We start from the raw sequence: 16,223 nt of genomic DNA on the forward strand, positions 1-16,223 counted from the left end.
ACGACTCTTTCGAGCGGCACCTATGATCTGACCCGATTATGGTTGCCGCCGCGTTAACTGGTCGCGCGGTAAGGTTCCGCGCCGGAAGGTTTTGTTAACCGTGCGGCCCACTTAATCCGGCCTGCGCATTTGTTGACTCGGAAGACCGGACGATGGCTCCCCTGAACATTCTCCATGTCTTCCGCACCCCGGTCGGCGGCCTGTTCCGCCACGTCATGGATCTGGCACGGGCCCAGGCCGAGCGCGGCCACCGGGTCGGGCTGATCGCCGACAGCACGACCGGCGGCGAGCGTGCCGACGCGGCTTTCGCGACCCTGGAACCGCTGCTGGCCCATGGTATCACCCGCATTCCGATGAGCCGGCAGGTCGGCCCGGCCGACTGGAAGCCGATCCTGCACACGATGCGGCGCGCGTCAGCGGCTAACGCCGACGTGCTGCACGGCCACGGCGCCAAGGGCGGCGCCTATGCCCGGCTCGCGCTCGGCAACCGCCGCGCCATCCGGGTGTATACGCCCCATGGCGGCAGCCTCTGGTTCTCCAAAGATACGTTGAAGGGCAAATTCTACCTCGCCGCCGAAAGGCTGTTCATGAAGCGCAGCGATCTGCTGCTCTACGAGAGCCAGTTCAGCGCCGACGCGTCGCGCGTGAATATCGGCGTACCGGATTGCCTCGTCCGCGTCGTCCACAACGGCGTTTCGCGCGCCGAATTCGAGCCGGTCGTCCCGGCGCCGGATGCCACCGACATCGTTTTCATCGGCGAATTGCGCCAGCTTAAGGGCGTTGATCTGCTGATCGAGGCCATCGCGACGCTGCGCCGCAACGGCCGCCCGCTGACCGCGACCTTGGTCGGCGCCGGACCGGATCGCGAGGCGTTCGTGGCGCAGACGGCAGCCGCCGGGCTGTCCGACGCCATCAAGTTCCCCGGCGCCATGAATGCGCGGCAGGCGTTCCGCCTCGGCCGCCTGATGGTGGTGCCGTCGCGCGCGGAATCCCTGCCCTACATCGTCCTCGAAACCATCGCCGCGCAGGTGCCTCTCATCACGACCCGCGTCGGCGGCATTCCCGAAATTTATGGCCCGCTGGCCGATACGCTGATTGCGCCGGACAGCGCCGACGCTCTTATCGCCGCCATTGCCGAGGCACTCGACCATCCCGAACGTCTTGCCCAGCGCATGAAGGCGTTGAACGAGCGCGTCGCGAAGCTGTTCTCGGTCGACGCCATGGTAGACGGCGTCCTCGCCGGTTACCGAGCCGCCCTTGGCATGGCCGCGGCAGAAGGGCGGCGTTAACGACTTTTCCGCCACCGCGCTAAACCTTTCTTGAGAGTCTTTCCCTAGATATTTACGCAGATTTACGACGTTCGGCGGCCGTCGTTCAGTCCGGCCGTCTCAGTATGGCGTACCGAAATGATCGACTCTGAATCCCGCCCTGCCCTCAACGCGGCCGGCGCCGGCGCTGCTGCCGTGCTCGACCGGTTGCGCGAAGGTCCGCGGACCGAAGCTGCACCGCGCACTCTCTCGCCAAAAGCCCGCGCCATCATCGATAAGCCGATGGCTGCGCCGATCTCGCCGATCGTGCTCGCGGGCGCCGTACGGGTCATCGAATTCATCCTGATGGTCGCGGTCGGACTGGCGATCTTCGCCGCTTATGTTTCGCCGGTCAGCGCACACCTTTGGCTTTACCTGCCTGCCGTCCTGGCCATCGCCACGCTGGCCACGCTCGCTTTCCAGATCGCCGACATCTATCAGGTCCACGCCTTCCGCGGCCACGAGAAGCAGTACATGCGGATGGCCTCGGCGTGGTCCGTAGTCTTCCTGATCGCCATTGGCGGCTCATTCTTCCTGAAGGCCGGCGACCTTTATTCACGCGTCTGGCTCGGTACCTATTACGTCGGGGGGCTTCTGGCGCTCATCGTCTCCCGCAAGGTTCTTTATTACATTGTCCGGCGCTGGACCCGCGAAGGCCGCCTCACCCGCCGCACCGTGATCGTTGGCGCCGGTGAAGCCGGCGAACGCATCATCGAGGAACTGCGTCGCCAGAAGGACACCGGCATCGAACTTATTGGCGTGTTCGACGACCGCGGCGACCGTGGCGGCGACGAATGCGCGGGGTTGCCGAAGCTCGGCACCGTGGATGATCTCGTCGAGTTCGGCCGAAACACTCGCGTCGATCTCGTGATCTTCTCGCTGCCAATCACGGCGGAAAACCGAATCCTCCACATGCTGCGCAAGCTGTGGGTGCTGCCGCTCGACATCCGTCTGGCGGCCCATACCAACAAGCTGCAGTTCCGGCCGCGCTCCTACTCCTACATCGGCAAGATTCCGGTGATCGACGTGTTCGATCGCCCGATCGCCGACTGGGACGTCGTGATGAAGTGGCTGTTCGACAAAATCATCGGCACGCTGGCGCTGATCGCGCTGTCGCCGGTGCTGATCGCCACCGCCATCGCCATCAAGCTCGACAGCAAGGGCCCGGTGATTTTCCGGCAGAAGCGCTATGGCTTCAACAACGACCTGATCGAGGTCTACAAGTTCCGTTCGATGTATACCGACATGAGTGACGCCACCGCGGCCAAGCTCGTCACGAAAGACGATCCGCGCGTCACCCGCGTTGGCCGCTTCATTCGCAAGACATCGATCGACGAACTGCCGCAGCTCTTCAACGTCGTCTTCAAGGGCAACCTGTCGCTGGTCGGCCCGCGCCCTCATGCGGTGAATGCCAAGGCCGAAGCGAAGCTCTATGCCGACGCGGTCGACGGCTATTTCGCCCGACATCGCGTCAAGCCTGGCATTACCGGCTGGGCGCAGATCAATGGCTGGCGCGGTGAAACCGATACGCACGAGAAGATCCAGGCGCGCGTCGAACACGACCTGTACTACATCGAGAACTGGTCGCTGCTGCTCGACCTCTCCATCCTGGTGCGCACGCCGATCTCGCTGCTCAAGACCGAGAACGCCTATTGATCACCGCCGGTGACATGGCGCCGCGTGGCTTCGCGCCGGGAGTCATTCCCGCGTCCGGTTGGGCATCGGCCACCTATACGGCGCCCCATGTGAAATCGCCGTTTCGCGAGCGCCTGCTGACGACCGTCTTGTTCGCGGCCGTGCTGGCAAGCTGCGTCGCCTTCATCGAGCCGTCGCCGCATGACGCCCTGATGGGCGTGCTGGCCATTGTTGCGCTGGCGGCCGGTGCGCGTTTCCACCGCATTCTCATCGTTCCGTTCGCGCTGCTGGTTATCTGGAACTTCTTCGGCCTGCTGACCCTCCTCAACGTGCCCGACCAGAAGGAAACGGTGCAGTACGCCGCGACCTCGGTTTATCTGGCCATCGCAGCGCTGATCTTTGCACTGGTCGTTGCCGACAAAACCATGCCGCGCATGGCCACACTCGAGGTCGCCTATGTGATGGCCGCTGTCATCTCGGCCATTTGCGGAATCGCCGGCTATTTCCATTTGTTCCCCGGCGCCGGAATGTTCACGCTGTATGACCGCGCCATGGGCATGTTCAAGGATCCGAACGTCTACGGCCCATTCCTGATTCTGCCGCTGCTTTTCCTGCTGCAACGAATGCTGGTGAAACGGATTGACATCGTTGGTCTCGGTCTCGCCGGCGTCATCATGTTCGGGTTACTGCTTGGCTTCTCGCGCGGATCATGGTTCGTCTTCGCCGTCGGCCTTACCGTCACCATCATCCTCGACTTCTTCACGGCACCGACGGCACGAATTCGCCTCCGGATTCTCGGGTTGAGCATTGCCGGAATGGCGGCCCTCGCGGTGCTGCTCGTGCTGTTGCTGACCATGACGTCGCTGGGCAACATGTTCACGCAGCGGGCCCAGCTCATTCAAAGCTATGATGTTGGCACCGGCGGCCGCTTTGTGCTGCAGCAACTCGCTATCGGCTCTGTCCTCGAGTACCCGAACGGGATGGGCCCATTCGAGTTCTCGCGGGTGTTCGGCCTGCAACAGCACAATGTCTATCTGCAGTCTTTCCTGGTCTATGGCTGGGGCGGCGGCTTTGCCTATGTGCTGCTGGTGCTGTCGACCACGTGGATCGCCTTCGCCAACGCCATCAAGCGCACGCCGTGGCAGGGCTATGCCATCGCCACTGCGGGAACCTGGCTCGGCCTGGTGCTGGAAGGCTTCATCATCGACACCGACCACTGGCGCACCTTCTTCCTGGTGCTGGGCCTGATCTGGGGCCTGGCGGCGGCGACGCGCGCCGGGGCCGCGGCCCAAGTGGGCCGCCGTACAATTACTTGAAATTATTGATTAAATTGGTCGGGGCGGCGGGATTTGAACCCACGACCCCTAGTCTCCCAGACTAGTGCGCTAACCGGGCTGCGCCACGCCCCGACCGGAACGGCGCGGACTATAGGGAGGCGCCAGAGCCCGCGCAACCGCTGTCCGGGAATTTATCGTGGTCCTGCAATGGCATTGGCCGAGGGCCATTCCCCGCTAAAAGTCGAGCGGGCGGTTATCGACCACTTCTTTCATGACGAAGAAGGTCCGCGTCTGCCGCACGCCCGGAAGCCCGATCAACTGCTCGCCGTGCAGCTTGTTGAAGTCGTCGATGTCGCGCACGCGGATCTTGAGGAAGAAGTCGAAGTCGCCTGCGACGAGGTGACAATCGAGCACGACCGGCATTTTTGTAATGGCTGCCTCGAAAGCGGCGAAGCTGTCGGGTGTCGAACGGTCCAGCACCACGCCAACGATCACCAGCGTGCCCCGATCGACATGGCGCGACGCTACTTCGGCACGAACGGAGCGAATGACCCCCTCGTCGAACAGTCGCTGGGTGCGCCGGTGGCAGGTGGCCGGACTGATATTGACGGCCTTTGCCAGGTCCGCGTTGCTCATCCGGCCGTCGCGTTGGAGGCGCTGGAGAATCCGGCGGTCGGTCCGATCCAACTCTGGCGATATGGAAGATTCTTTCATCTGGTGACCATTCATTGATATCCACTACGACATAATGGTAATTATTGGCACAAAACGTAATATAATGCGCCGCATTTAGAAAGCACCTTTCCGAGCCATTCGGCTAGGATTTCCGCCGAAATCCCCCTTTCCGTCCCGGAGACATCGATGCTCAGGCTCGACAAGTTCGAACGCTATCCGCTCACCTTCGGCCCGACGCCAATCGAGCACCTGCCCCGCATGACGGAAGCGCTCGGCGGCAAGGTCGAGATCTACGCCAAGCGCGACGACTGCAATTCGGGCCTCGCCTTCGGCGGCAACAAGCTCCGCAAGCTCGAATACATCGTGCCGGACGCCATCGCCTCGAACGCCGATACCTTGGTGTCGATCGGCGGCGTGCAATCGAACCATACCCGCATGGTCGCCGCGACCGCGGCCAAGATCGGCATGAAGTGCGTGGTGGTGCAGGAAAGCTGGGTGCCGCATGAAGACGCCGTCTATGACCGCGTCGGCAACATCCTGCTCACCCGCCTGATGGGCGCCGACAGCCGTATCGTTCCTGACGGCTTTGACATCGGCATCCGCAAGAGCTGGGAAGACGCCATCCAGTCGGTGAAGGATGCCGGTGGCAAGCCCTACGGCATTCCGGCCGGCGCTTCGGTGCACAAGTACGGCGGTCTCGGCTATGTCGGCTTCGCCGAAGAAGTCCGCGCCCAGGAAGCGCAGATGGGCATCAAGTTCGACTACATCATCGTCTGCGTCGTCACCGGCTCGACGCAAGGCGGCATGATCGTCGGCTTCGCCGCCGACGGCCGCGCCAACCGCGTCATCGGCATCGATGCATCCGGCACTCCGCAGCAGACCCGCACGCAGGTCCGCGAGATCGTCGACAACACCGCCGAGCTGGTCGAGCTCGGCCGCAAGGTCAGCGACGACGAGATCGTCATTCTCAATGACTACGCCTATCCGGCTTACGGCGTGCCGAGCCACGAGACCAACGAAGCCATCCGTTTCGCCGCGCGCACCGAAGCGATGATCACCGACCCGGTCTACGAGGGCAAATCCATGCAGGGCATGATCGACCTGGTGAAGAAGGGATACTTCCCGGCCGGTTCGAAGGTGCTCTACGCCCATCTCGGCGGCGCGCCGGCGATCAACGGCTACAGCTACACCTATCGCAACGGCTGATTGGCCGTGCGCACCCGGCTCAAATCAGCAGGCTCCGGGTGGATAAACGACGAAAGGTGCGCGTCAGCGCATCTTCATCGGATTGAACGAGTTTGCCACTTCGATGAGGCGCGGCGCGATGTCTCGCCGCACCTTGTCGGCGCTCCATTTCAGGCTCGACACCGAACACTGAACGGCCGCGATCGGCCGTCCGTCGTGATCGAGGATTGGCGCTGCGATCGCGATCTCGTTCAGCATGTTTTCGCTGTGGGTCAGGCAATAGCCGGCCGACGCGGCTTCCTCGACCGACGCGGCGATCTTCGCACGGTCCATCGTCGTTTTTGGGGTCATGGCGATCAGCGGCCAGGTCTTGACGGCTTTCTTGCGCTCGGCCGTGGACAGGCGCGCGATCATGGTGCGGCCGCTCGACGTCGTCAGTGCCGGTAGGCGCCGGCCGGCGATCATGGCTTCGAACCGGGTCAGTTGCGTAGGGATGCGAACGACATAGACGATCTCGGAGCCATCGAGACGCGCAAGATTGACGCGTTCCTGAAATCGTTGCCCCAGTTCGATGAGCTTGGGCAGAGCCAGTTGAACCAGCGGGTCCGCCCACCAGTAGGCATTGGCGAGTTCGAGGAATTTGAGCGAGGGGGTGAAGCGTCGCGTTTCCGGATCCTTGTCCAGATAGCCGATCTTGTAGAGCGTATTGCTCAGGCGCTGCGCCGCGCTCTTCTCCAGACCGGCGCGCTCGGCGATTTCGCTCAGGCCCATGGACGTGTGATTGTGATCGAACGCGTTCAGAACGCGCATGCCCTTTTCGAGCGAGCCGACGAACAACGTATCCTGCGCGCGTTTGCTCAAGTTCGAGCCTTCCTCCGCAGCAATTTGCCTGCAATTGATGCGCGCGCTGGCGCGACGATTTCTTGACACCGCTCGGGCGCGTTCGTACCCTGATTATCATATAATTCTAAGTATTACAATATAATACCAACCGAGGTGCGGGGAGCGCCTCAAACGAGAGGCACATGAAGAGAGGGCACATGAAGGCACATCTTGTTCTGATGAGCGCGGTCGCGATTACGCTCGGCGCTGCCAGCACCGGCGCATTCGCCAACAAGGCCAACGACACTCTGGTCTATGCGTCCGATTCCGAGCCGGAGAACGTCAGCCCCTACCACAACAACTTGCGCGAGGGCGTCATCATCGCCCGGCATGTCTTCGACAATCTGATCTATCGCGATCCCAAGACCGGCAAGTACGAGCCGCAACTGGCGACGAAGTGGGCCTGGGCCAATCCAACCACGCTCGACCTGACGATCCGCAAGGGCGTCACCTTCCACAACGGCGATCCGCTCACCGCGGACGACGTCGTGTTCACGCTGAACTATGTCGTGAGCCCGGAAGCCAAGGTCGTTACCAAGCAGAACACCGATTGGATCAAGAGCGCCGAGAAGACCGGCGAGGATCAGGTCCGCATCCATCTCGTCGGCCCGTTCCCGGCCGCGATCGAATATCTCGCCGGCCCGGTGCCGATCTATCCGGAGAAGTACTTCAAGTCGGTGGGCCTCACCGGTTTCTCCAAAGCGCCGATCGGATCGGGCCCCTATCGCGTGACCAAGGTCGATCCCGGCAAGGGCGTCACCATGGAGAAGTACGCCAATTACTGGAAGGGCAGCCCGCTGGGGCAGCCGGCGATCGGCAAGGTTGTGTTCCGCGTCATCCCGGACGCCGAAACGCGCATGGCCGAACTGATGACCGGCGGCGTCGACTGGATCTGGCGCGTGCCGGTGGATCAGGCCAAGCAGCTCAAGACCGCACCGAACGTCGCGGTGCTGTCGGCCGAAACCATGCGCGTCGGCTTCCTGCAGTTCGATACGCTCGGCCGTTCGGAAAAATCGACCCCGTTCAAGGACCAGCGCGTCCGCCAGGCGGTCGCCTATGCTATCGACCGCAAGGCCATGCTCGACAATCTGGTCGGCGGCGGCGCCCGCATCATGAACTCGGCCTGCTTCATCGATCAGTTCGGCTGCACCGACAAGGGCGTGCCGACCTATTCCTACGACCCGGCCAAAGCCAAGAAACTGCTGGCCGAAGCCGGCTACCCGAATGGCTTCACCACCGAACTAGTGGCCTATCGTGAACGTGAGTATGCCGAAGCGGTGATCGGCTATCTCGCCGCCGTCGGCATCAAGGTGAACCTGAACTACCTGAAATATGCCGCGATGCGCACCCTGATCCGCGAGGGCAAAGCTCCGATGGCTTTCCAGACCTGGGGCTCGTTCTCGGTCGCCGATGCCTCGGCCTTCACCGGCAACTACTTCAAGGGTTCGGCCGACGACATGACCGGCGACAAGGAAGTCGGCAAGCTGCTCACCGAAGCCGACACATCGGTCGACGTCGACAAGCGCCTCAAGCTGTACCAGGAAGCGCTCAAGACCATCGCCGAGAAGTCTTACCTGTTCCCGCTGTACTCCTACCCGGCGAACTATGCCTTCTCCAGCGAGCTGTCCTTCACCGCTCAGCCGGATGAACTGCCGCGCTTCTACGCGGCACGCTGGAAGTAACCGAAGCTCGCGCGCGGCGTTCCCTCCCGGAGCGCCGCGCGCAAATCCCTCTGGCCGGCGGCTCTTATGCTTAGCTACACCCTGCAACGTCTGGTCGTTGCGATCTCCGTGGCCATCACGGTGTCGATCGTCGCGTTCTTTCTGCTACACTTGTCGGGCGACATCGCGATGTCGATCGCCGGGCCAGAGTCGACGCCGGCGCAGGTCGAAGCGATCCGAAAGGAGTTCGGGCTCGACCGGCCCCTCGTCCTCCAGTATCTCGAATGGCTGTGGCGGGCGCTCCAGTTCGACTTCGGCGACTCTTTCTTCTTTCGCACCAGCGTGGTCTCGCTGATCGCCGCGCGTATTCCGGTGACGCTGACGCTCGGCGCGATTTCGCTGTGCCTGTCGCTTCTCGTCGCGGTGCCGCTCGGCGTGCTCGCCGCAGTCTATAACGGCACCATCATCGACCGGCTGGCGCTGTCATTTTCTGTCATCGGTCAGGCCATTCCGACCTTCTGCCTCGGCCTCGGCCTCATCATCCTGTTTTCGATAACACTGCGCTGGCTGCCGGTGTCCGGCGCCTCGACCTGGAAGCATTTCATCCTGCCGTCGATCGCGCTCGGTTGGTACGCGGTGCCCGCGGTGATGCGGCTGTCGCGCAACGGCATGCTCGAAGTGCTGTCGGCCGATTACATCCGCACCGCGCGTGCCAAAGGATTGTCGCCCAGGGTCGTCATCTTCAAGCATGCGCTGCGCAACGCCATCATTCCGGTCGTTGCCCTTGCGGCGGTGCAGTTCGGTTTCATGCTCGGCGGCTCGATCGTCATCGAGGCGGTATTCTCGATGCACGGCCTCGGCTACCTCGCCTGGGAATCGATCGCGCGCAACGATTTCCCCGTTGTGCAGGCGGTGGTGCTTATTCTGGCGACCATCTATGTCGGCCTCACCTTCCTGGCCGACGTCGCCAATGCATTCCTTGATCCACGGATCCGGCTGGCATGAGCAACATCGCCCCCAGCATCGATCCCGCTACCGGTTCCGCGCAGTTCGACGTGGCGCCGGTCCGCCGCTCGCCGTTCTCCGCGTTCGTGCGCCGGGCGCGCCGCCATGGCGGCCTCCTCATCGGTGGGAGCGTTCTACTCATCATTATCGTTGCCGCACTGGCCGCGCCGTTGCTCGCGCCGCACGATCCTTATGCCCAGAACCTGGCGCAGCGCCTCATTCCGCCGATCTGGCATCCCAAAGGGACCTGGGAGCATGTGCTCGGCACCGACAAACTCGGCCGCGATTACCTGAGCCGCCTTCTCTACGGCGCCCGGATTTCGTTGCTCATTGGCATGCTCACGGTCGCGATCTCCGGAGTCATCGGTACGGTTGTCGGCATTTGCGCCGGCTATTTCGGCGGCCGCGTCGACGCCATCCTGAGCTATGTCATCACCACGCGGCTGGCACTGCCGGTTGTGCTGGTCGCCCTCGCCTCCGCGGCGCTGGTCGGCGGCTCGCTGGAGGGGGTCATCATCGTTCTTGGCCTCCTGCTGTGGGACCGCTTCGCCGTCGTCACGCGTTCGGCCACACAACAGATCGCGCGCACCGACTATGTCGCAGCGGCTCAGGCCATCGGCTGTTCGACGCCACGCATCCTGTTCATGGAAATTTTGCCGAACATCCTCAATGCGCTGATCGTGGTCGCCACGCTGGAAATGGCGCACGCCATTCTGCTCGAGGCCGCCCTGTCCTTCCTCGGCCTCGGCGTCCAACCGCCACTGCCGTCCTGGGGCCTGATGATCGCCGAAGGCAAGCAGTACATGTTCTTCAGCGCCTGGGTGATCGGCGTGCCGGCCACAGCGCTGATCTTCCTCGTTCTGGCGATCAACCTCGTCGGCGACGGCCTGCGCGACGTGACCGCGCCGGAAAATCGGACCTGACCGCCATGGCACTGCTCGACGTTCAGGACCTCGTCATCGATATCCCAACCGCGAACGGCATGCTGCATGCCGTCAGCGAAGTGTCGTTTTCCGTCGAGCGCGGCGAGACGCTGGCGATCGTCGGCGAAAGCGGCTCGGGGAAGTCGCTCACTTCGCTCGCCATCATGGACCTGTTGCCGCGCGTCGCGAAGCGCCACGCCGCACGGCTGACCTTCGATGGCACCGACCTCCTGTCCATGCCGGAACCGCAGATGCGGAAATTGCGCGGCAACCGCATGGCGATGATATTTCAGGAGCCGATGACCTCGCTCAATCCGGCTTACACCATCGGCAACCAGTTGATGGAAGCGCTGCGCTGCCACGAGAATGTCAGCGCCCAGAAAGCGCGCGCCCGCGCCATCGAGCTTCTCGAGCGTGTCGGCATCGCCGGCGCCGAGCGGCGGCTGCTGCAGTATCCGCATCAACTGTCAGGCGGCCTGCGCCAGCGGGTGATGATCGCCATGGCGCTGATGTGCAAACCCGATTTGATCATCGCCGACGAACCGACCACCGCGCTCGACGTCACCATCCAGGCTCAGATCCTGCGTCTCCTGCACGATCTCAAGAAGGAGTTCGGCATGGCGATGATCCTCATCACCCACGATCTCGGGGTCGTCGCCCGCGTCGCCGACAAGGTCGCGGTCATGTATGCCGGTGCCATCGTCGAACGTGGACCGGCGCGCTCGGTGTTCAAGGCGCCCTCGCACCCCTACACGCGCGGCCTCCTGAACTGCATTCCGGTACCCGGCCGCACAGCGCCGGGCACACCGCTCGGCGCCATTCGCGGCCAGTTGCCGAACCTGATCGGCCGGCTCGAAGGCTGCGCCTTCCGCAATCGCTGCGACTTTGCCGCGCCGGAATGTGCCGGCGACATGCGCTTCGTGCCGATCGACGCCGGCCACGACGTTCGTTGCGTTCGCCTCGAAGCGCAAAAGGCGGTGGCATGACCGACATCGCGCTCGAACTGAAGAATGTCTGGCGCCGTTTCGAGGTGTCGCAGGGCGCTTTCAAGGGCTCGGCGACGCTGACCGCGGTCGCCGATGTGTCGCTGCAGGTCAAACGCGGCGAGGTCTTCGCGCTGGTCGGCGAGAGCGGCTCCGGCAAATCGACTTTGGCCAAGATGCTACTCGGCCTGTTGCCGCCGTCCTCGGGCGAGATCCTCATCGACGGCGCGCCGATCGACGCCGACAACCGTATCGCGGTGGCGCGGCGCATCCAGCCGATTTTCCAGGACCCCTATTCCTCGCTCAACCCGCGCAAGTCGATCGAGCAACTGATCGCATTGCCGCTGGTCGTGCATCGCATCGGCGATGCCGCTTCGCGCCGCGCCAAAGTGCGCGAGATGCTCGATCTGGTTGGCTTGCCGACACGCCTGCTCGACGCTTATCCCGGTCAGTTGTCCGGCGGGCAACGCCAGCGCGTCGCCATTGCCCGGGCGCTGGTCATGCGGCCGGAGGTCGTGATCTGCGACGAACCCACCTCGGCGCTCGACGTGTCGGTGCAGGCGCAGATTCTCAACCTGCTGCTGGAGCTCAAGCGTGACCTCGGCCTCACCTACTTCTTCATCAGCCACAATCTCGCGGTCGTCGAGCATCTCGCCGATCGCGTCGCGGTGATGTATCTCGGCCGCATCGTGGAAGAGCGCACGCGCGCCGGCCTGTTCGCCGGCCCGCGTCATCCTTATACGCGCGGCCTGCTGGAGTCGGTGCTGACGCCGGACCCCGATCTCGGCGTGCCCGACACCCATCTGGGCGTCATGAATGCCAATCCGATGGCCGCTCAGAACGGCTGTCCGTTCCAGCCGCGCTGCCCGAGCGCGATCGGAGTCTGCAGCACCCAGCCGCCGGCCGTGACGGTTCTGCGCGACGGCTGGGCCACCTGTCATCTCGTTCAAGAAGAGGCCTTAGCTTCGTAATGACCCGCCTGGACGCCATTGCCCGCGCTGCCGCTTACTACGACAGCGGTACCTTCAAGGATGTTCTGTCCCGCCGCGTCGCCATTCCGACCGAAAGCCAGGGCGGTGACAAACTGGACGTGCTGCGCGCCTATCTGACCGACGACATCATTCCCGCGGTCGAGAAGCTCGGCTTCCGCTGTCGGATCGTCGAAAACCCCGCGCCCGGCTACGGCCCGTTCCTGATCGCCGAGCGCCATGAGGGCGACACGCTGCCGACCGTTCTCACTTATGGCCATGGCGATGTCGTGTTCGGCCATGCCGCGAATTGGCGCACCGGCCTCGATCCCTGGAAGATCACGGTCGAGGGCGACCGTTGGTACGGCCGCGGCACCGCCGACAACAAGGGCCAGCACAGCATCAACATCGCCGCGCTCGAGCAGGTGATGGCGACGCGCGGCGGCAAGCTCGGCTTCAACTGCAAGCTTCTGATCGAGATGGGCGAGGAAGCCGGCTCCCCCGGCCTGCGCACGCTGGCGGCGGCCGAACGCAACGCGCTTGCCGCCGACGTGCTGATCGGCTCGGATGGGCCGCGCCTGTCGGCGCAGCGCCCGACCATCTTCCTCGGCTCGCGTGGCGCCATGAATTTCGAATTGTCGGTCGACTTGCGCGAAGGCGGCCATCACTCCGGCAACTGGGGCGGCGGCCTCGCCAATGCCGGCACCCTGCTCGCCCACGCCATTGCAGCGCTGGTCGACTCCAAAGGCCGCATCATGGTCGACGCGCTCAAGCCATCGAGCCTGCCGCAGGCGGTGCGCGACGCGCTTGCCGACGTCAAGATCGGCCAGGAGCCGAACGATCCGCAGGTCGATCCCGATTGGGGCGAGCCGGGTCTGACCACGGAAGAGCGTATCTTCGGCTGGAATACGCTCGAGGTGCTGGCGTTCAAGACCGGCACGCCCGAGGCACCTGTGAACGCGATCCCGCCTTCGGCCAAGGCGACGATGCAGCTGCGTTTCGTCGTCGGCACCAATGTTGACGCCATCCTGCCGGCAGTGCGCGCGCATCTCGATGCGCATGGCCTGCAACGTGTCGCGGTCCGGCCCGCGCGCATAGAGACCTTCACTGCGACCCGCCTCGATCCGACCGACCCCTGGGTGACCTGGGCGCTCGCCTCGATGGCCAAGACCACCAACAAGAAGCCAGCGCTGTTGCCCAATCTCGGCGGCTCGCTGCCCAATGACGTATTCGCCGACATTCTCGGCATGCCGACGGTCTGGGTGCCGCATTCCTATCCGTCCTGCTCGCAGCACGCGCCGGATGAGCACCTGCTCGGCTCGGTGGCGCGCGAAGCGCTGCAGATCATGGCTGGGCTGTTCTACGATCTCGGCGAGGACGGCGGGCGTATTCTCAAGGAGCGGCGCAAGTGACGACCGCCCCCGCGCTGGAAGGCGACGTGACCGACAAGGTGCTGGCCTGGCTAGCGCCACGCGCCGACGAGATGGAAGCGCTGCTGCGCCGGCTCGTCGACATCGACTCCAACAGCTTCGACAAAGCGGGCACCGACGCCGTTGGCGAGGCCATTGCCGAAGTACTGCGGAACGACGGCATTGCCGTCACCCGCATCGCCAAGGAGGGCTTCGGCGACGTCTTCAAGGCCGAAGTCCCGGGCCATGGGCTGAACCAGCACGCCCTGATGCTCGGCCATCGCGATACGGTGTTCGCCAAGGGCACGGTCGCCACGCGCGGCTATTCGCGTGATGGCGATCTCGCTTTCGGACCCGGCGTCGCCGACATGAAAGGCGGCCTCGTCGCCAACATTTTCACATTGCGCGCGATCCAGGCCGCCGGCGGCTTGCCCTTCCCGGTCGTCGCCCTGTTCACCTCGGACGAGGAGATCGGCTCCCCGACCGGCCGCGCCGAGATCGAGGCTGCTGCCAAAGGTGCGCGCGCCGTTTTCAACACCGAGCCGGGCCGCGTCAGCGGCAATGTCGTCACCGGCCGCAAGGGCGGAACGAGCTTCCATATCCGCATCAAGGGCCGCGCCGCGCATTCCGGCGTCAATCATGAGGCCGGCGCCAGCGCCATCGAGGCTTTGGCGCGCAAGATCGTGCGCCTGCATGCCCTCACCGACTATGCAAGCGGCGTCACCACCAATGTCGGTGTCATCAAGGGCGGCAACACCCACAACACCGTCGCGCCCTGGGCGGAAGCCGAGCTCGATCTGCGCTTCACCACGCTGGAGCAGCGCGCGCGGCTGATGAGCGAGATCGAACGCATCGTCAAAGCCGAGGACGTGCCCGGCACCAGCGGCGAAATCACCACGAAGGCACTGTTCATGCCGCTCGAGGAGAAGCACTCGCTCACATTGTTCGAGCGATATCGGCAGGCCGCGGCCGGCATCGGCTTTGAGGTCGGCGGCGAGTTCACCGGCGGCTGCGCCGATTCAGGCTTCACCGCCGCGCTCGGCGTACCGACCTTGTGCGGCCTCGGCCCGGTCGGCGGCAAGGCGCATACCGACGACGAATTCCTCCGTCTCGACACGCTGCTGCCGCGCACGCAGGCGCTCGCGGCGACGATCTGCGGATTGGCGTGACAGGATTTACGCGAGCGACGTTGCCTGCGCCGCTTCAAACACCGCGAGTTGCGCCGCGAAAGCGCGCTGGTAGGCGGGGCGCGCTTCGCCGCGCGCGACATAGGCGGCAAGGTTCGGAAATTCGTCCATGAATGGGGACTGTGTCAGCCGGCGCAGCACCGTTATCATCAGCAAATCGCCGGTGCTGAAGGCGCCATCGAGCCACTCGGCCTCGCCCAAATGGCGCGACAGGTCTTCAAGCCGCATCCGAATGGATGCTTTCGAGCGCTGCCAGACGTTCCCCATACCACGGCTTGTCGCGATCGAGGATCATCAGCAACATGCGCTCGAAGATCGGCGGCTCCACCGTATTGAGTGCCGCGAACATCCAGGCAATCGCGCGCGCCCGTGCATTCGCATCCTTCGGCAAGAGTTGGCCATGCCGCTCGGCGATATGCAGCACGATGGCACCCGACTCGAACAGGACGAGGTCGCCCTCCTCATAGCTCGGTATCTGACCGAAAGGCTGCAACGCGCGATGCGCCGGCTGTTTCATGGCCTTGAAGGAAACCAGCCGCACCTCGTAAGGCTGGCCGACTTCCTCCAGCGCCCAGCGCACGCGCATGTCGCGTGCCAGGCCCTTGCCGCGATCGGGCGACCGTTCAAATGCGGTGATTATTGGCACCATAGGACACCCGCTCGGCTTTGTAAGATCGCGCTATTGGTTGATCTCGGGCTCCACCAAATCGACGAGCTTGCGCAGCGACTGCTGCCAGCCGAGATAGCAGGCCTCCGCCGGGATCACGTCCGGCACGCCTTCCTGAACGACGTTGAGCTCGGTGCCGACCGAGACCGCCGTCAGCGTCACGGTGCAACGCATCTCGCCCGGCAAATTCGGGTCGTCGAAGCGGTCCGTGTAGACCAGCTTCGAACCCGGCACGAGTTCGAGATAAGTGCCGCCGAATGAATGGCCGTGGCTGGTCGTGAAATTGCGGAATGACATCTTGTGCTTGCCGCCGACTTTCGCGTCCAGTTCATGGACCGTGCAAAGATAGCCGTAAGGTGGCAGCCAGCTCGCGACCGCGTCGCTCTCGATGAAGGCGCGGTAGACCTTCTCTGGCTTGGCGGCGATGACGCGATGAAGCTTGATGGTGCTGGGCATTTC

The 16,223-nt window shown here is 63.8% G+C and carries 14 protein-coding genes, 1 tRNA gene and 1 pseudogene; 11 read left to right on the forward strand and 5 right to left on the reverse strand.

What is annotated here, in order from left to right; translation table 11 throughout:
• Nucleotides 1-152 precede the first annotated feature (152 nt).
• The 3 genes from E8Q40_RS12555 (at nucleotide 153) to E8Q40_RS12565 (ending at nucleotide 4,258) form a co-directional block, all read left to right on the forward strand.
• Complete coding sequence (locus E8Q40_RS12555; protein ID WP_137044882.1) at nucleotides 153-1,289, forward strand: glycosyltransferase family 4 protein; 1,137 nt, start codon at nucleotides 153-155, stop codon at nucleotides 1,287-1,289.
• 117 nt (nucleotides 1,290-1,406) lie between these two features.
• Complete coding sequence (locus E8Q40_RS12560) at nucleotides 1,407-2,963, forward strand: undecaprenyl-phosphate glucose phosphotransferase (protein ID WP_137044883.1); 1,557 nt, start codon at nucleotides 1,407-1,409, stop codon at nucleotides 2,961-2,963.
• Nucleotides 2,960-4,258: an O-antigen ligase gene (locus tag E8Q40_RS12565; protein ID WP_137044884.1), complete on the forward strand. Its 1,299-nt coding sequence runs from the start codon at nucleotides 2,960-2,962 to the stop codon at nucleotides 4,256-4,258. Before E8Q40_RS12560 ends, E8Q40_RS12565 begins: the two co-directional genes overlap by 4 nt.
• 15 nt (nucleotides 4,259-4,273) lie before the next feature.
• Here the strand turns inward: E8Q40_RS12565 and E8Q40_RS12570 are convergent.
• Nucleotides 4,274-4,351 (reverse strand) — tRNA-Pro (locus E8Q40_RS12570).
• A 102-nt stretch (nucleotides 4,352-4,453) separates the two neighbouring features.
• On the reverse strand, nucleotides 4,454-4,933 hold the full coding sequence (locus E8Q40_RS12575; protein ID WP_137046696.1) for an Lrp/AsnC family transcriptional regulator: 480 nt from the start codon (nucleotides 4,931-4,933) through the stop codon (nucleotides 4,454-4,456).
• Nucleotides 4,934-5,080: 147 nt separating this feature from the next.
• On the opposite strand from E8Q40_RS12575, the gene E8Q40_RS12580 reads away from it, so the two are divergent.
• Nucleotides 5,081-6,100: a 1-aminocyclopropane-1-carboxylate deaminase gene (locus tag E8Q40_RS12580; protein WP_137044885.1), complete on the forward strand. Its 1,020-nt coding sequence runs from the start codon at nucleotides 5,081-5,083 to the stop codon at nucleotides 6,098-6,100.
• 63 nt (nucleotides 6,101-6,163) lie between these two features.
• On the opposite strand, the gene E8Q40_RS12585 is transcribed toward E8Q40_RS12580, so the two are convergent.
• Nucleotides 6,164-6,940 (reverse strand): IclR family transcriptional regulator, encoded by a 777-nt coding sequence (locus E8Q40_RS12585; protein ID WP_205995507.1) that lies wholly within the window; start codon nucleotides 6,938-6,940, stop codon nucleotides 6,164-6,166.
• Nucleotides 6,941-7,119: 179 nt separating this feature from the next.
• Here E8Q40_RS12585 and E8Q40_RS12590 point away from each other — a divergent pair, with 179 nt between their 5' ends.
• From E8Q40_RS12590 to E8Q40_RS12620, 7 genes are all read left to right on the forward strand, one after another.
• Complete coding sequence (locus E8Q40_RS12590; RefSeq protein ID WP_137044886.1) at nucleotides 7,120-8,643, forward strand: ABC transporter substrate-binding protein; 1,524 nt, start codon at nucleotides 7,120-7,122, stop codon at nucleotides 8,641-8,643.
• Between the two features lie 66 nt (nucleotides 8,644-8,709).
• Complete coding sequence (locus E8Q40_RS12595) at nucleotides 8,710-9,627, forward strand: ABC transporter permease (RefSeq protein ID WP_137044887.1); 918 nt, start codon at nucleotides 8,710-8,712, stop codon at nucleotides 9,625-9,627.
• On the forward strand, nucleotides 9,624-10,550 hold the full coding sequence (locus tag E8Q40_RS12600) for an ABC transporter permease (protein ID WP_137044888.1): 927 nt from the start codon (nucleotides 9,624-9,626) through the stop codon (nucleotides 10,548-10,550). Before E8Q40_RS12595 ends, E8Q40_RS12600 begins: the two co-directional genes overlap by 4 nt.
• Nucleotides 10,551-10,555: 5 nt before the next feature.
• On the forward strand, nucleotides 10,556-11,536 hold the full coding sequence (locus tag E8Q40_RS12605) for an ABC transporter ATP-binding protein (RefSeq protein ID WP_137044889.1): 981 nt from the start codon (nucleotides 10,556-10,558) through the stop codon (nucleotides 11,534-11,536).
• The gene (locus E8Q40_RS12610; RefSeq protein WP_137044890.1) at nucleotides 11,533-12,504 is read left to right on the forward strand and encodes an ABC transporter ATP-binding protein; all 972 of its coding nucleotides are present in this window, start codon (nucleotides 11,533-11,535) and stop codon (nucleotides 12,502-12,504) included. The genes E8Q40_RS12605 and E8Q40_RS12610 overlap by 4 nt, the downstream gene beginning before the upstream one ends.
• The gene (locus E8Q40_RS12615; RefSeq protein WP_137044891.1) at nucleotides 12,504-13,913 is read left to right on the forward strand and encodes a M20 family metallopeptidase; all 1,410 of its coding nucleotides are present in this window, start codon (nucleotides 12,504-12,506) and stop codon (nucleotides 13,911-13,913) included. Before E8Q40_RS12610 ends, E8Q40_RS12615 begins: the two co-directional genes overlap by 1 nt.
• Nucleotides 13,914-13,984: 71 nt before the next feature.
• On the forward strand, nucleotides 13,985-15,079 hold the full coding sequence (locus E8Q40_RS12620; RefSeq protein ID WP_137046698.1) for a M20 family metallopeptidase: 1,095 nt from the start codon (nucleotides 13,985-13,987) through the stop codon (nucleotides 15,077-15,079).
• Between the two features lie 6 nt (nucleotides 15,080-15,085).
• Here the strand turns inward: E8Q40_RS12620 and E8Q40_RS12625 are convergent.
• Nucleotides 15,086-15,746, reverse strand: a pseudogene (locus tag E8Q40_RS12625) (glutathione S-transferase family protein).
• Nucleotides 15,747-15,776: 30 nt separating this feature from the next.
• Nucleotides 15,777-16,220 (reverse strand): SRPBCC family protein, encoded by a 444-nt coding sequence (locus E8Q40_RS12630; RefSeq protein ID WP_137044892.1) that lies wholly within the window; start codon nucleotides 16,218-16,220, stop codon nucleotides 15,777-15,779.
• Nucleotides 16,221-16,223 lie beyond the last annotated feature (3 nt).

The organism is Pseudolabrys sp. FHR47 (assembly GCF_005153485.1).
Taxonomy (GTDB): Bacteria; Pseudomonadota; Alphaproteobacteria; order Rhizobiales; family Xanthobacteraceae; genus Pseudolabrys.

Bases quoted from the DNA above. Each gene is read 5' to 3' on its own strand.
- E8Q40_RS12555 (WP_137044882.1), top strand. From the start codon at position 153: ATGGCTCCCCTGAACATTCTCCATGTCTTCCGCACCCCGGTCGGCGGC.
- E8Q40_RS12580 (WP_137044885.1), top strand. From the start codon at position 5,081: ATGCTCAGGCTCGACAAGTTCGAACGCTATCCGCTCACCTTCGGCCCG.
- E8Q40_RS12615 (WP_137044891.1), top strand. From the start codon at position 12,504: ATGACCCGCCTGGACGCCATTGCCCGCGCTGCCGCTTACTACGACAGC.
- E8Q40_RS12560 (WP_137044883.1), top strand. From the start codon at position 1,407: ATGATCGACTCTGAATCCCGCCCTGCCCTCAACGCGGCCGGCGCCGGC.
- E8Q40_RS12630 (WP_137044892.1), bottom strand. From the start codon at position 16,220: ATGCCCAGCACCATCAAGCTTCATCGCGTCATCGCCGCCAAGCCAGAG.
- E8Q40_RS12595 (WP_137044887.1), top strand. From the start codon at position 8,710: ATGCTTAGCTACACCCTGCAACGTCTGGTCGTTGCGATCTCCGTGGCC.
- E8Q40_RS12620 (WP_137046698.1), top strand. From the start codon at position 13,985: ATGGAAGCGCTGCTGCGCCGGCTCGTCGACATCGACTCCAACAGCTTC.
- E8Q40_RS12605 (WP_137044889.1), top strand. From the start codon at position 10,556: ATGGCACTGCTCGACGTTCAGGACCTCGTCATCGATATCCCAACCGCG.
- E8Q40_RS12610 (WP_137044890.1), top strand. From the start codon at position 11,533: ATGACCGACATCGCGCTCGAACTGAAGAATGTCTGGCGCCGTTTCGAG.
- E8Q40_RS12590 (WP_137044886.1), top strand. From the start codon at position 7,120: ATGAAGGCACATCTTGTTCTGATGAGCGCGGTCGCGATTACGCTCGGC.
- E8Q40_RS12600 (WP_137044888.1), top strand. From the start codon at position 9,624: ATGAGCAACATCGCCCCCAGCATCGATCCCGCTACCGGTTCCGCGCAG.
- E8Q40_RS12575 (WP_137046696.1), bottom strand. From the start codon at position 4,933: ATGAAAGAATCTTCCATATCGCCAGAGTTGGATCGGACCGACCGCCGG.